Annotated in this window: 13 protein-coding genes; 6 read left to right on the forward strand and 7 right to left on the reverse strand. The window is 73.2% G+C overall.

The annotated features are described in order from the left end of the window. Positions 1-115: 115 nt before the first annotated feature. Together xerD and RDI86_RS09805 are read right to left on the reverse strand one after the other, a co-directional pair. Positions 116-1,069 carry a site-specific tyrosine recombinase XerD gene (xerD, locus tag RDI86_RS09800; RefSeq protein WP_074806651.1) on the reverse strand — a complete coding sequence of 318 codons (954 nt, stop codon included), beginning with the start codon at positions 1,067-1,069 and terminating at the stop codon, positions 116-118. A gap of 30 nt (positions 1,070-1,099) precedes the next feature. Further along, complete coding sequence (locus RDI86_RS09805) at positions 1,100-2,128, reverse strand: heme o synthase (RefSeq protein WP_076404800.1); 1,029 nt, start codon at positions 2,126-2,128, stop codon at positions 1,100-1,102. 351 nt (positions 2,129-2,479) lie between these two features. Between RDI86_RS09805 and tkt the strand changes: the two genes are divergently transcribed. From tkt to RDI86_RS09835, 6 genes are all read left to right on the forward strand, one after another. After that, positions 2,480-4,642, forward strand: coding sequence for a transketolase (tkt, locus tag RDI86_RS09810; protein WP_114552728.1), 2,163 nt, complete (start codon positions 2,480-2,482; stop codon positions 4,640-4,642). Positions 4,643-4,763: 121 nt separating this feature from the next. Beyond that, positions 4,764-5,903, forward strand: a complete 1,140-nt coding sequence (gene tal, locus RDI86_RS09815) for a transaldolase (RefSeq protein ID WP_021482498.1) — start codon at positions 4,764-4,766, stop codon at positions 5,901-5,903. Positions 5,904-6,047: 144 nt separating this feature from the next. Continuing rightward, entirely contained in the window at positions 6,048-7,589 is a 1,542-nt protein-coding gene (gene zwf / locus RDI86_RS09820) for a glucose-6-phosphate dehydrogenase (protein WP_076404798.1), read from the forward strand. A 94-nt stretch (positions 7,590-7,683) separates the two neighbouring features. Then, positions 7,684-8,601 (forward strand): glucose-6-phosphate dehydrogenase assembly protein OpcA, encoded by a 918-nt coding sequence (opcA, locus tag RDI86_RS09825; protein ID WP_034655766.1) that lies wholly within the window; start codon positions 7,684-7,686, stop codon positions 8,599-8,601. Beyond that, positions 8,598-9,392 (forward strand): 6-phosphogluconolactonase, encoded by a 795-nt coding sequence (gene pgl / locus RDI86_RS09830; RefSeq protein WP_308821298.1) that lies wholly within the window; start codon positions 8,598-8,600, stop codon positions 9,390-9,392. Before opcA ends, pgl begins: the two co-directional genes overlap by 4 nt. After that, positions 9,389-10,081 (forward strand): O-methyltransferase, encoded by a 693-nt coding sequence (locus tag RDI86_RS09835; protein ID WP_308821299.1) that lies wholly within the window; start codon positions 9,389-9,391, stop codon positions 10,079-10,081. The genes pgl and RDI86_RS09835 overlap by 4 nt, the downstream gene beginning before the upstream one ends. A 28-nt stretch (positions 10,082-10,109) precedes the next feature. Here RDI86_RS09835 and RDI86_RS09840 read toward each other — a convergent pair whose 3' ends face one another. The 5 genes from RDI86_RS09840 to gap all read right to left on the reverse strand — a co-directional run bounded on the left by RDI86_RS09840 (position 10,110) and on the right by gap (position 14,269). Beyond that, complete coding sequence (locus tag RDI86_RS09840; protein ID WP_021481809.1) at positions 10,110-10,457, reverse strand: RNA polymerase-binding protein RbpA; 348 nt, start codon at positions 10,455-10,457, stop codon at positions 10,110-10,112. A gap of 130 nt (positions 10,458-10,587) precedes the next feature. Further along, positions 10,588-10,830, reverse strand: coding sequence for a preprotein translocase subunit SecG (gene secG / locus RDI86_RS09845; RefSeq protein ID WP_021481808.1), 243 nt, complete (start codon positions 10,828-10,830; stop codon positions 10,588-10,590). Between the two features lie 208 nt (positions 10,831-11,038). Then, entirely contained in the window at positions 11,039-11,836 is a 798-nt protein-coding gene (tpiA, locus tag RDI86_RS09850; protein ID WP_074806672.1) for a triose-phosphate isomerase, read from the reverse strand. A gap of 71 nt (positions 11,837-11,907) precedes the next feature. Further along, positions 11,908-13,107 (reverse strand): phosphoglycerate kinase, encoded by a 1,200-nt coding sequence (locus RDI86_RS09855; protein WP_076404795.1) that lies wholly within the window; start codon positions 13,105-13,107, stop codon positions 11,908-11,910. 157 nt (positions 13,108-13,264) lie between these two features. After that, the gene (gap, locus tag RDI86_RS09860) at positions 13,265-14,269 is read right to left on the reverse strand and encodes a type I glyceraldehyde-3-phosphate dehydrogenase (protein WP_021481805.1); all 1,005 of its coding nucleotides are present in this window, start codon (positions 14,267-14,269) and stop codon (positions 13,265-13,267) included. Positions 14,270-14,511: the final 242 nt, after the last annotated feature.

Genomic DNA, 14,511 nt, shown 5'->3' on the forward strand with positions numbered 1-14,511 from the left:
CGGGGCCGGTGCGTACGCGCCCGCGCGCCGCGTTCCGGGAGGACGTGGCGCGGCGGTACTCGCGGCGGTGCTGCGGCGGTGCTGGGGGGCGCATTGGCCCCGTCGCGGCGCGGGATCAGCCCAGCGCGCGGGGGTGCGCGGCCGCGTAGACCTCGCGCAGCGTGTCGGGCGTCACGAGCGTGTAGATCTGGGTCGTGGTGACCGACGCGTGGCCCAGCAGCTCCTGCACGACGCGCACGTCCGCGCCGCCGGCGAGCAGGTGGGTGGCGAACGAGTGCCGCAGCGTGTGCGGCGAGATGCGTTCGGGGTGCTCGATCCCGGCGCGCTCGGCCGCGGTGCGCAGCACGGCCCACGCGCTCTGCCGGGACAGGCGCGCGCCGCGCGTGTTGAGGAACACCGCGGGCGTCCCCCGGCCGTTCGCGGCGAGCGCGGCGCGCCCGCGCACGAGGTAGGCGTCGAGGGCGCGGCGCGCGAACGACCCGACGGGCACCACGCGCTCCTTGCCGCCCTTGCCCAGGAGACGCACCGCGCCGCTGTCGAGGTCCAGGTCGTCGACGTCGAGGCTCACCGCCTCGGTGATGCGCGCGCCGGTCGAGTACACGAGCTCGAGGAGCGCGCGGTCACGCAGGGGGCCGGGCCCGTCCCCGGCGCCGGACGCCTCGAGGATGCGCGCGACCTCGTCGGTCGAGATGGCCTTCGGCAGCCGTCTGCCCTGGGCGGGCGGGCGGACGTCGGCCGACGCGTCGGCGTCGGCCAGGCCCTCCGCCGCGCAGAAGCGGTGCCAGCCGCGCACGGCCGCCACCGACCGGGCGGTCGACGACGGCGACAGGGGCGCGCCGCCGTCGGCCCCGGTCCGCAGCGCGGTGACGTAGTCGGCGACGTCGTCCGCCTCGACGTCGCGCACGGCGTGGTTCCCGCGCGACGCGAGGAACGCGACGTAGCGCGCGAGGTCGCGGCGGTAGGCCGCGACCGTGTTGGCGGACAGCCCGCGCTCGACGGCGAGGTGCGCCAGGTACTCGCGCGCGGCGCGGTCCAGCGCCTCGGGCACGTGGGCCTCGCCGGGGCTCATGGCGTCACTGCCCGCCCGGGACGACCGGGCTCACAGCGGCAGGAAGACGTCGACCGCCACCGCGACGAAGAGCAGGGTCAGGTACGTGATGGACGCGTGGAAGACCTTCATCTCCCCCACCTTGCCGCCCTTGCCGTCGGCCTTGTCGCGCGCCCGGCGCAGCATCGTCACGCACGACGACAGGAACCACGCGCCCAGGGCCGTGGCGACGACGCCGTAGACCCAGGTCATGCCGGCGAGCGGCCACAGCGCGAGGGACGAGGCCACCATCGCGACGCCGTAGAGGATCATCTCGCGCGCGACCTTGCTGTCGTCCGCGACGACGGGGAGCATCGGGACGCCCGCGTTCGCGTAGTCGCGCTTGAACTTCATCGAGAGCGGCCAGTAGTGCGGAGGGGTCCAGAAGAAGATGACGAGGAACAGCGCGAGCGCCGCCCAGCTCAGCGAGCCCGTGACCGCCGACCAGCCGATGAGCACCGGCATGCAGCCCGCGATGCCGCCCCACACGATGTTCTGCGGGGTGCGGCGCTTGAGGATCATCGTGTAGCCGACGACGTAGATCGCGATCGCCCCGAAGGTCAGCCACGCGGAGACGACGTTGACCAGCAGCGCGAACCAGACCAGCGACACCACGCCGAGGACGGTGGCGAACACGAGCGCCGCGCGCGGGGTGATCTCGCCCGTGACGAGCGGGCGCCGCTTGGTGCGGTTCATGACCTCGTCGATGTCGCGGTCGAGGTAGCAGTTGTAGACGTTCGCGGAGGCCGCGGCGAGCGTGCCGCCGACGAGCGTCGCGAGGATGAGGCCCAGCCCGGGCAGCCCGCCCTGCGCCAGGAACATCGTCGGGACCGTCGTGACGAGGAGGAGCTCGATGATGCGCGGCTTGGTGAGGGCGACGTAGGCGCCGACCCGCTCACGCAGGGCGCGCGTCGCGCGGGCGGCCTCGGCCGTCGGGGCGACGGGGGTCGCGGGGGCCGTCGGGGAGGACGGCTGCTGGGTCGACGCGGCGCTCGACGGGCTTCCGGTCCCGTCGATCGGTGCCTGGCTCGTGGTGTGCACGCGCTTCGGTGTTCCGTTCTGAGGTGGGGGGCGAGCTGGGACGGACCGCCGGTCGTCCTCGCTCATCGTACGTCCCCGCCTGCGCGGGGGCCGACCGGACGGGCCGGGCGATTGTGTGACATCCGACCGAAATCCAGCACGTGGGCACCGCCCGGCCGGGAACGGCGCGCGCGTATAGGCTGGTGCCCGCGACCGTCCCGCGTCGGACCGCCCGCCACGGACGTGGCCTCCGGGCCGCGACGGGCACCGGGCCGCCCCGCCCCCAGAGGCGTGAGGCCGGGAAATGTTCAACGGTTGCTTCGAGTTGTCGCGAGGATCCGGGGCGCGCGCTCCGGACGGGAATGAGGTTCGGTGAACGCGTTGTCCCCTGCTCACACGCCCCTGGACTGGACGGACCTGGACGACCGGGCCGTCAAGACGATCAAGGCGCTCGCCGCCGACGCCGTGGAGAAGGTGGGCAACGGCCACCCGGGCACCGCGATCTCGCTGGCCCCCGCCGCGTACCTGCTGTTCCAGAAGGTCATGCGCCACGACCCGTCCGACGACCACTGGGTGGGTCGTGACCGGTTCGTGCTCTCCGCGGGCCACTCGTCGCTGACGATCTACCTCCAGCTCTTCCTCGCCGGGTACGGCCTGGAGATGGAGGACATCGAGGCGCTGCGCACGTGGGGCTCCAAGACCCCCGGCCACCCCGAGTACAAGCACACCCGCGGCGTGGAGATCACGACCGGCCCGCTCGGCCAGGGCCTCGCGTCGTCGGTCGGCATGGCGTTCGCGGCGCGCCGCGAGCGCGGCCTGCTCGACCCGTCGACCACGCCGGGCGAGTCGCCGTTCGACCACCACGTCTACGTCATCGCCTCCGACGGCGACCTGCAGGAGGGCGTGACGAGCGAGGCCTCCTCGCTCGCGGGCCACCAGCAGCTCGGCAACCTCGTCGTGATCTGGGACGACAACAAGATCTCGATCGAGGACGACACGGACATCGCGTTCACGGAGGACGTCCTCGCGCGCTACGCCGCGTACGGCTGGCACACCCAGCGCGTCGACTGGACCAACGGCGGCACGGGCTACGCGGAGGACGTCGACGCGCTGCACGCCGCGATCGAGGCCGCCAAGGCCGAGACGGGCAAGCCGTCGATCATCGCGCTGCGCACGATCATCGGGTACCCGTCGCCCACGAAGCAGAACACCGGCGGCATCCACGGCTCCGCCATGGGCGCCGACGAGATCAAGGGCCTCAAGGTCGAGCTCGGCCTCGACCCCGAGGCGAGCTTCGCGATCGACGACGAGGTGCTCGCGTACACGCGCGCCGTCGGCGAGCGCCAGGCCGACGCCCGCGCCGCCTGGGACCGGGCGTTCGAGGCGTGGAAGACGGCGAACCCGTCCGGCGCGGAGCTGCTCGACCGCCTCTCGCGCCGCGAGCTCCCGGCCGGCTGGGAGGACGCGCTCCCCACGTTCGAGGCGGGCAAGGCCGTCGCGACGCGTTCCGCGTCCGGCAAGGTCCTCACCGCGCTCAAGGACGTGCTGCCCGAGCTCTGGGGCGGCTCCGCCGACCTCGCGGGCTCGAACAACACGACGATGGACGGCGAACCGTCGTTCGTGCCGGCGGAGCACGCGACGAAGAAGTTCCCGGGCCACGAGTACGGCCGCACGCTGCACTTCGGCATCCGCGAGCACGCCATGGGCGCGATCCTCAACGGCATCGTCCTGCACGGCGGGACGCGGGCCTACGGCGGCACGTTCCTCCAGTTCAGCGACTACATGCGTCCCGCCGTCCGGCTCGCCGCCCTCATGGAGATCCCGACGACGTTCGTGTGGACGCACGACTCGATCGGCCTCGGCGAGGACGGCCCGACGCACCAGCCCGTCGAGCACCTCGCGGCGCTGCGCGCGATCCCGGGCCTCGACGTCGTGCGCCCGGCCGACGCGAACGAGACCGCGTGGGCCTGGCGCACCGTGCTCGAGAACACCGAGCGCCCGGCGGGCCTCATCCTCACGCGCCAGAACGTGCCGACGTTCCCGCGCGGGACGGACGGCTACGCCGACGCGTCCGGCACGGCGCGCGGCGGCTACGTGCTGCTCGACACCGAGGGCACGCCGGACGTCATCCTCATCGGCACCGGCTCCGAGGTGCAGCTCGCCGTCGAGGCGCGCGAGATCCTCGCGGCCGAGGGCGTGCAGGCGCGCGTCGTGTCGCTGCCGAGCCGCGAGTGGTTCGACGGCCAGGACGACGCCTACCGCGAGTCGGTCCTGCCGTCCGCCGTCCGCGCGCGCGTCTCGGTCGAGGCGGGCGTCGCGCAGGGCTGGCGCGAGCTCGTCGGCGACGCCGGCCGCTCCGTGAGCCTCGAGCACTACGGCGCGTCCGCGGACTACCAGGTGCTGTACCGCGAGTTCGGCATCACGTCCGAGGCCGTCGCGACGGCGGCGCGCGAGTCGATCGCCGCGGCGCGCGGCGACGACGCCCCGGGCGCCGAGCCCACCCCCTCGGAGGGCGGCACTGGCGACCTGCGCTGACCCTTCGTAGATTCCGAGGTGGGGCCGTGCACGCGGCCCCACCTCGGGACACCCCGGACGACCGCCACGGGCGGCGACCCGGGCGCACGCCCGCAGCGAGAGCACCACGAGAGGAAGTCCGATGACGCAGCCCACCACCGTCCCCGGCCCCATCGAGCAGCTCACGGGAGCGGGCGTGTCGATCTGGCTCGACGACCTCTCCCGAGAACGGCTGCGCACCGGCAACCTCGCCGAGCTGGTGGCGACGCGCGGCGTCGTCGGCGTGACCACGAACCCCACGATCTTCGCGTCGGCGCTCGCGAAGGGCGACGCCTACGACGCCCAGCTCGCCGACCTCGCGGCCGCGGGCACCGACGACGCGGCCGTGGAGGCCGCCGTCGAGCGCATCACGACGGACGACGTGCGCGCCGCCGCCGACCTCCTGCGCCCCGTCTACGACGCCACCGACGGCGTCGACGGGCGCGTCTCGATCGAGGTCGACCCGCGCCTCGCCCACGACGCCGACGCGACGGTCGTCACGGCGGAGCGCCTGTGGCGCACGATCGACCGCCCGAACGTCTACATCAAGATCCCGGCGACCGTCGCGGGCCTCGACGCGATCACGCGCACGCTCGCGCAGGGCATCAGCGTCAACGTGACCCTCATCTTCTCCCTCGCGCGCTACCGCGCGGTCATGGAGGCGTTCGCGATCGGGCTGGAGCAGGCGCGCGCCGACGGCGTGGACCTCGCGCCCGTGGGCTCCGTCGCCTCGTTCTTCGTCTCGCGCGTCGACACCGCGGTGGACGCCGCGCTCGAGAAGGTCGGGACGCCCGAGGCGCTCGACCTGCGCGGGCAGACCGCCGTGGCGAACGCGCGCCTCGCGTTCGAGGCGTACGAGGAGTTCCGCCAGACGGACCGCTGGCGCTCGCTCGTCGCGTCCGGCGCGCAGCCCCAGCGCCCCCTGTGGGCCTCGACGGGCGTGAAGAACCCCGAGTACCGCGACACCATGTACGTCGACGAGCTCGTCACGGACGGCGTCGTCAACACCATGCCCGAGGCGACGCTCCAGGCGTTCGCGGACCACGGCGTCGTGACGGGCGACACGATCACCGGCACGGCGACCGCGTCGCGGCGCACGATCGAGACCGTCGAGTCGTTCGGCGTCTCCCTCGTCGAGGTCACCGACCGCCTCGAGGCCGAGGGCGTGCGCAAGTTCGAGGACAGCTGGACCGAGCTCCTCGCCACGACGCGCGACAACCTCCGCCGCCTCGCCTCCTCCTGACCTCCGGCGCGCGGCCGGCGTCCCGGCCGCGCGTCCGACCTGCGGGAACGGCGGCGCACCCCGTCGCGACGCCCCTATGATCCGCAGACGCCCCAGTCCTTCTGCAGTCCTCCGACCCCTCCCCGAACGGAACGGTGCCACCAGGTGAGACCGGCCAAGATCACGCCAGAGCACAACCCTCTGCGCGACCCCCTCGACCTGCGCCTGCCCCGGATCGCGGGCCCGTGCGGGCTCGTCATCTTCGGCGTCACGGGCGACCTCGCCCGCAAGAAGCTCATGCCCGCGGTCTACGACCTCGCCAACCGCGGGCTGCTCCCCCCGGGCTTCGCGCTCACGGGCTTCGCGCGCCGCGACTGGGAGGACCAGGACTTCGCGCAGGTCGTGCACGACGCCGTCAAGGAGCACGCGCGCACGCCGTTCCGCGAGGCGACGTGGCGCCAGCTCTCCGAGGGCATCCGGTTCGTCCAGGGCTCGTTCGACGACGACGAGGCGTTCGAGCGCCTGCGCGAGACGGTCGAGACGCTCGACGCCGAGCGCGGCACGGGCGGCAACCACGCGTTCTACCTGTCGGTCCCGCCGAGCGCGTTCCCCGTCGTGTGCCGCCAGCTCGCCGAGTCGGGGCTGTCCCGCTCGGCGGAGGACGCCTGGCGCCGCGTGGTCATCGAGAAGCCGTTCGGCCACGACCTCGCGAGCGCGCGCGAGCTCGACGCCGTCGTGTCGGAGGTCTTCCCGCCCGACTCGGTCTTCCGCATCGACCACTACCTCGGCAAGGAGACGGTCCAGAACCTCCTCGCCCTGCGCTTCGCCAACCAGATGTTCGAGCCCATCTGGAACGCGAACTACGTCGATCACGTGCAGATCACGATGGCCGAGGACATCGGCATCGGGGGCCGCGCCGGCTACTACGACGGCATCGGCGCCGCGCGCGACGTCATCCAGAACCACCTGCTCCAGCTGCTCGCGCTCGTCGCGATGGAGGAGCCGGTGTCGTTCGACGCGCCCTCCCTGCGGGCCGAGAAGATCAAGGCTCTCTCCGCCGTGCGGCTGCCGCGCGAGCTGTCCCGGCACACCGCCCGCGGGCAGTACGCCGCCGGCTGGCAGGGCGGCGAGGAGGTCATCGGCTTCCTCGAGGAGGACGGCATCCCCGACACCTCCACCACGGAGACGTACGCGGCGATCCGCGTCGACATCGACAACCGCCGCTGGGCGGGCGTCCCCTTCTACCTGCGCACGGGCAAGCGCCTCGGGCGCCGCGTGACCGAGGTCGCCGTCGTGTTCAAGAAGGCCCCGCACCTGCCGTTCGAGAGCTCGCAGGCGTCGGACCTCGGGAACAACGCGCTCGTGATCCGCGTCCAGCCGGACGAGGGCGTGACGATGCGCTTCGGCGCCAAGGTCCCGGGCACCGCGATGGAGGTCCGCGACGTGACGATGGACTTCGGCTACGGGCACGCGTTCACCGAGTCCTCGCCGGAGGCGTACGAGCGCCTCATCCTCGACGTCCTGCTCGGCGACCCGCCGCTGTTCCCCACGCGCGAGGAGGTCGAGCTCTCCTGGAAGATCCTCGACCCGATCACCGCGCACTGGGCCGCGAAGGGCAAGCCCGAGCCGTACCGGTCGGGCACGTGGGGCCCGGAGTCCGCCGACGCGATGCTCGCGCGCGACGGCCGCGCCTGGCGGCGCCCGTGACCGCGCCGGCGCCCGCCGCGCGGGCCACGCAGACCCCCCGACCCCGTCGTGCGCCGGTACGCGGCACGACCCTCCGACCGGCGAGGACCCCGCGATGATCATCGACCTGCCCGACACGACGACGAACGCGGTGAACAAGCGCCTGGTGCGCCTGCGCGACGAGGGCGGCGCGATCGCGCTGGGCCGCGTCCTCACGCTCGTCGTCATCGCGCGCGAGTCCGACGTCGAGACGTCGATCGAGGCCGCGAACGACGCGAGCCGCGAGCACCCGTGCCGCGTCATCGTCGTCGCGCCGTCTGGGCGCAGCGCGACGCCGCACCTCGACGCGCAGATCCGCGTCGGCGGCGACGCGGGCGCGTCCGAGGTGGTCGTGCTCCGCACTGCCGGGCCGCTGCTGGAGCACGCCGACACGCTCGTCATGCCGCTCCTGCTGCCCGACGCGCCCATCGTCGTGTGGTGGCCGGGCCAGCCGCCCGCGTCCCCCGACGACGACCCGGTCGGCGCCATGGCGCAACGGCGCATCACCGACTCGATCACCGCGAAGGACCCCGAGGCGACGCTCGCGCAGCTCGCGCAGACGTACGGACCGGGCGACTCCGACCTCGCGTGGGCCCGCGTGACGCTGTGGCGCGGCCTCATCGCCGCGGCGCTCGACCAGCCGCCCTACGAGCCGGTGACGAGCGTCGTCGTCGAGGGCCAGGCGAAGCACACGTCGCTCGACCTGCTCGCCGCGTGGCTGGGCTCGCGCCTGCGCTGCCCGGCCCAGGTGGTGCGACGGCGCGGCGCCGAGGCGATCACGCGCGTGACCCTCGAGCGCAAGAGCGGCCCGATCGTCCTCGACCGCCCCGACGGCCGCACGGTGACGATCAGCCAGCCGGGCAAGCCCGACCGCCGCGTCGCGCTGCCCATCCGGACGCTCAGCGAGGCCCTCATCGAGGAGCTCCGCCGCCTGGACCCTGACGAGATCTACGGCGAGGTGCTCACCAAGGGCCTGCAGAAGGTGGGCGCATGACCGCCGCGGGGCCGGGCACCCCGGCGCGCCTCGTCGTCGTGCACCCCGACGCCGGCGTGCTCGCCGAGGCGGTGGCGTCGCGCCTCGTGACCCGCCTGCTCGACGTGCAGTCGGTCCGCCGGCCCGTGCACGTCGTGCTGACGGGTGGGACCGTCGGGATCGCGAGCCTGACCGCGCTCGCGCGCCACCCCGCGCGCGACGCCGTCGACTGGTCGGGCGTGCACGTTTGGTGGGGCGACGAGCGCTTCCTCGCGTCCGGCGACGGCGAGCGCAACGAGACGCAGGCGCGCGCAGCGCTGCTCGACCACCTGCCGCACCTCCCGCCCGAGAACGTGCACCCGATGCCGGCCGCGGGCGCGGCGGCGACCCCCGAGGAGTCGGCGACCGCGTATGCGGCGACGCTCGCGGAGCACGCGCCGGACGGCGAGCAGGTCCCGGCCTTCGACGTCCTGCTGCTCGGCATGGGCCCCGACGGCCACGTCGCGTCGCTCTTCCCCGACCACCCCGGGCTCGACGTGACGGGCACCCCGACGGCGGGCGTCCACGGCTCCCCCAAGCCGCCGCCCGAGCGCGTCACGCTGACGTTCGAGGCGATAGCGCGGGCCCGTCAGGTGTGGGTGGTCGCGGCGGGCGCCGAGAAGGCCCCCGCGGTGACGTCGGCCCTCGCCGGCGCGCCGGTGCGCGAGACCCCGGCCGCCGCGGTCGCGGGGACGGAGGCCACGCTGTGGCTCGTCGACGTCGCCGCGGCCGGCACCGGGACCCCGACCGAGACGGACGAGGGGCGCGCGTGACGACCGGCGGCGAGCACCCGGCGGACCCCGCGGCCACGTGGGACGCCGTCGACGCGTACTTCGCGCCCCTGGTGGCCGAGGACGACGTGCTCGCCGCCGCGTCGGCGCGCGCCCGGGACGCCGGGCTCCCCGAGATCCAGGTCTCCCCCGCCCAGGGCCGGCTGCTGCAGCTCCTCGCGCTCGCGTCGGGCGCGCGGCGCATCCTCGAGGTCGGCACCCTGGGCGGCTACTCGACGATCTGGCTCGCCCGGGCCCTGCCCGCCGACGGCACGCTCGTCACGTGCGAGATCGACGCGGCGCACGCCGCCGTCGCGCGCGAGTCGCTGGCCTCGGCCGGGCTCTCCGAGACGGTCGACGTCGTCGTCGGACCGGCCGCGGACACGCTGCGGGGGCTCGTCGCGGCCGGCGCCGCGCCGTTCGACCTCGTGTTCGTCGACGCCGACAAGCCCTCGAACCCGGTCTACCTCGACCTCGCGCTGCGGCTCTCGCGTCCCGGGACGCTCCTCGTCGTGGACAACACCGTCCGCGGCGGGGCCGTCGCGGACCCGGCGAGCACCGACCCGAACGTGCTCGGCGTGCGGGAGATGGCGGACCGCGTCGTCGCGGACCCGCGCCTCGACGCCACGGCCGTGCAGACCGTCGGGTCCAAGGGCTACGACGGCTTCGTGCTCGCGCGCGTGCGCGGCTGAGCCGCTACCCGTACCGCCCGGGCGGGGTTCAGCGGCCGCGGCGGGCGCGCAGCGCGGCGAGCGCCTCGTCGAGGATCGCGACGCCGTCCTCGTCGCTGCGCCGCTCCTTCACGTACGCGAGGTGCGTCTTGTAGGGCTCGTTGCGCGACGGCGTCGGCGGGTGCTCCTGGTCCTGACCGGCCGGGAACCCGCACCGCGGGCAGTCCCAGGTCTCCGGCGCCTCGATGCCCGCCTCCGACGAGAAGCTGGGTCGCGTCTCGTGGCCGTTGGCGCACCAGTACGACACCCAGAAGCGCGGCGCGATCTCGCCGCGCTCGGACTCCCCGAGCGGTCCCGCCCCGACGCGCGACCCTCGGATCGCGTTACCACCTGCCACGTGCTCTCTCCCCCGTCCGTGCCGCCGTCGGCACTCGTTCCTGCCCGGACCGCGCGACCGTGCGCGGCTTGCCCCCTGCCGACTGCGGACTCTCCTGCCGTCCCGACGACGCCCCGGTGGGCGCGTGCGGTCAGACGACCTTCTGGAGGAGACCCAGGAGCACGATGACGACGGCCCAGACGAGGGCGAACGCCACGGTGATGCGGTTGAGGTTGCGCTCGGCGACGCCGGAGCTGCCCACGGAGCTCGAGATCCCGCCGCCGAACATGTCGGAGAGGCCGCCGCCCTTCCCCTTGTGCATGAGCACGAGCAGGGTGAGGAAGGCGCTGGTCAGCACCAGCAGGATCTGGAGGATGATGCGCAGCACGTCCACGAGTACGTCCTTGAGGCTCAGGGCCGGCCCGACCGATGTCGGGACCGACCGCACGGTTGTCGTGCACGGGCGTGACCCGCGGCACAGGGGACAAGAGTAGGCGACGCGAGGCCGCCGCGGCCAACCCCGTCCGCCGTCGTCCCCGGACGGCGGCCGACGGCCCCAGGACGCGGTCCCGGGGCCGTCGGTGCGGGATGCGAGGCGGAGGTCAGGCGCCGGTCGCGTGCGACTGGTAGCGCGCGATCTTCGCGAACTCCTCGGGGTCGAGGCTCGCGCCGCCGACGAGCGCACCGTCGACGTCGGGCTGCGCCATGATCGCGGCCACGTTCGAGGACTTCACCGAGCCGCCGTACAGGATGCGCGTCGCGTTCGCGAGGTCCGCGTCGTAGAGGTCGCCGAGGGCGCCGCGGATCGCACCGCAGACCTCCTGGGCGTCCTCGGGCGTCGCGACCTCGCCCGTGCCGATGGCCCACACGGGCTCGTACGCGATGACGAGCGTCGCGAGCTGGGGGGCGGGGATGCCCGCGAGGGCGCCCTCGACCTGGGCGAGCGTGTAGGCGATCTGCTCGCCGGCCTTGCGCACGTCCAGGCCCTCGCCCACGCACAGGATCGGGGCGATGCCCTGACCCACGGCGGCGACGATCTTCTCGTTCACCAGGGCGTCGGTCTCGCCGTGGTACTGGCGGCGCTCCGAGTGCCCGATGGCGACGTAGCTCACGCCGAGCTTGGCCAGCATCGACGCCGAGATCTCGCCCGTGTACGCGCCCTCGGCGTGCGCCGAGACGTCCTGCGCGCCGTACTTGAGCTCGAGCTTGTCCGCGTCCACGAGCGTCTGCACCGACCGGAGGTCGGTGAACGGCGGGAGCACGGCGACCTCGACGGCCGCGTAGTCGTGCTTCGCGTCCTTCAGGGTCCACGCGAGCTTCTGCACGGTGTGGGTCGCCTGGTGGTGGTCCAGGTTCATCTTCCAGTTGCCCGCCATGAGCGGGGTGCGGGTGTTCGCCACGGGTCCTTCTTCTCTCTGTGGGGCCCGCGCCGCCCGCGGGAGCGGGCGGCGCGGAGGGGTACGGGGGGCGGTCAGCCCTCGAGGACGGAGATCCCCGGCAGGTCCTTGCCCTCGAGGAACTCGAGGCTCGCGCCGCCACCGGTCGAGATGTGGCTGAAGCCCGCCTCGTCGAAGCCGAGGATCCGGACCGCGGCGGCCGAGTCGCCGCCGCCGACGATGGTGAACGCGCCGTTCGACGTCGCGTCGACCAGGGCCTGGGCCACGGCGCGCGTCCCGCCCGAGAACGCCTCGAACTCGAACACGCCGGCGGGACCGTTCCAGACCACGGTCTTCGCGTCGACGATCTTGCTCGCGAAGAGCTTGGCCGACTCGGGGCCGATGTCGAGGCCGATCTTGTCGGCCGGGATCGCGTCCGCGGCGACGACCTCGTGCGGCGAGTCCGCGGCGAACGCGTCGGCCACCACGATGTCCGTCGGCAGGACGATCTCGACGCCGTTCTTCTCCGCGTCCGCGAGGTAGCCCTTGACCGTGTCGATCTGGTCCTCCTCGAGGAGGGACTTCCCGACGCCGTAGCCCTTCGCCGCGAGGAACGTGAACACCATGCCGCCGCCGATGAGCAGGCGGTCCGCCTTGGTGAGCAGGTTCGCGATGACGCCCAGCTTGTCGGAGACCTTCGAGCCGCCGAGCACGACCGCGTAGGGGCGCTGCGGGTCCTCCGTCGCCTTGCGCAGCGAGTCGACCTCCTTGAGGACGAGCTCGCCCACCGCGGACGGGAGCACCTGCGCGACGTCGTAGACCGACGCCTGCTTGCGGTGCACGACGCCGAAGCCGTCGGAGACGAAGACGTCCGCGAGCTGCGCGAGGTCGCGGGCGAGCGCCTGGCGCTCCGCGTCGTCCTTCGACGTCTCGCGCGGGTCGAACCGGATGTTCTCCAGCAGCGCGACCTCGCCGTCGCCGAGCGCGGCGACCGTCTCGCGCGCCGAGTCGCCGACGACGTCCTGCGCCAGGTGCACCGGCACGCCGAGCAGCTCGCCCAGGCGGGCCGCGACGGGCGCGAGGGAGTACTTCGGGTCCGGCTCGCCCTTGGGGCGGCCGAGGTGCGCGGTGACGATGACCTTCGCGCCCGCGTCGGTCAGCTTCTTCAGCGTCGGGAGCGCGGCGCGGATGCGCCCGTCGTCCGTGATGGTCGTCCCGTCGAGCGGGACGTTGAAGTCGGAGCGGACGAGGACGCGCTTGCCGCGCAGGTCGCCCAGGGAGTCGATGGTCTTCATACGGTCTCCTACGGTTCTGTCGCCGTCGTGCGGAACGCCTGCCGGCAGCCGGCCCGGCCCGCACATGAGGACGTCCGCGTGCGCGTCACCGGGCGGTGCCGGGACGCGCACGCGGACGCATGGTGCTACGCAGGGATGTGCTGCGTCAGCAGGTGGCTCAGAGCTTCTCGCCGACCAGGGCGGTCAGCGCGACGAGGCTGTTCGAGTAGCCCCACTCGTTGTCGTACCAGGAGACGACCTTGACCTGGTCGCCGATCACCTTCGTGAGCTTCGAGTCGAAGATGCTCTGGTGCGGGTTGGTGACGATGTCGCTCGACACGATCTCGTCGTCGACGTACTCGAGGATGCCCTTGAGCGGGCCCTCGGCCGCCGCCTTGAGCGCGGCGTTGACCTCGTCCACCGTGACCTCGCGCGAGGCGGTGAAGGTGAGGTCGGTCGCCGAGCCCGTGATGACCGGGACGCGCAGCGCGTAGCCGTCCAGCTTGCCCTTGAGCTCGGGCAGGACGAGCGACACGGCCTTGGCCGCACCCGTCGAGGTCGGGACGATGTTCTGCGCGGCGGCGCGGGCGCGACGCAGGTCGCGGTGCGGGCCGTCCTGGAGGTTCTGGTCACCCGTGTAGGCGTGGATCGTGGTCATGAGACCACGCTCGATGCCGATCGAGTCGTTGAGCGCCTTCGCCAGCGGGGCGAGGCAGTTCGTGGTGCACGACGCGTTCGAGATGATGTGGTGCGCGGCCGGGTCGTACTGGTCCGAGTTCACGCCCATGACGAAGGTGGCGTCCTCGTTCTTGGCCGGGGCCGAGATGATGACCTTCTTGGCGCCGGCGTCGATGTGCGCCTTCGCCTTGGTCGCGTCGGTGAAGAAGCCGGTCGACTCGATGACGATGTCGGCGCCGAGCTCGCCCCAGGGGAGGTTCGCCGGGTCGCGCTCCGCGAGCGCACGGATCTTCTTGCCGTCGACGATGATGTTGTCGTCGTCGAAGTCGACGCTCAGCGGGAAACGGCCGAGGACCGTGTCGTACTTGAGCAGGTGCGCGAGCGTCTTGTTGTCCGTGAGGTCGTTCACGCCGACGATCTCGATGTCGGCGCCCGACTCGACGATGGCGCGGTAGAAGTTCCGTCCGATACGACCGAAGCCGTTGATACCGACGCGGATGGTCACAATGCCCTCCTCAGGGCGCGCCGGTTGTCCCGACGCACACGGTTGATGCCGAACGATCACGTACGCCGTCGTACGCAGGTGGTGATCGCGCCCGTGCCCCGCTGCCCGGATCCCGGCACAGCACCCTCCGTGCTCGTGGACCGTCACGGCGACAGCCGGGACCACCCACGCCCACGAGGGGTGTCAGCGAAGGAGCACGTCGTTGTCACCTGACACTGACGAGCCTATACCAACACCACTCC

Origin of the sequence: Cellulosimicrobium sp. XJ-DQ-B-000 (assembly GCF_031119065.1) — a bacterium.
Taxonomy (GTDB): Bacteria; Actinomycetota; Actinomycetes; order Actinomycetales; family Cellulomonadaceae; genus Cellulosimicrobium; species Cellulosimicrobium funkei.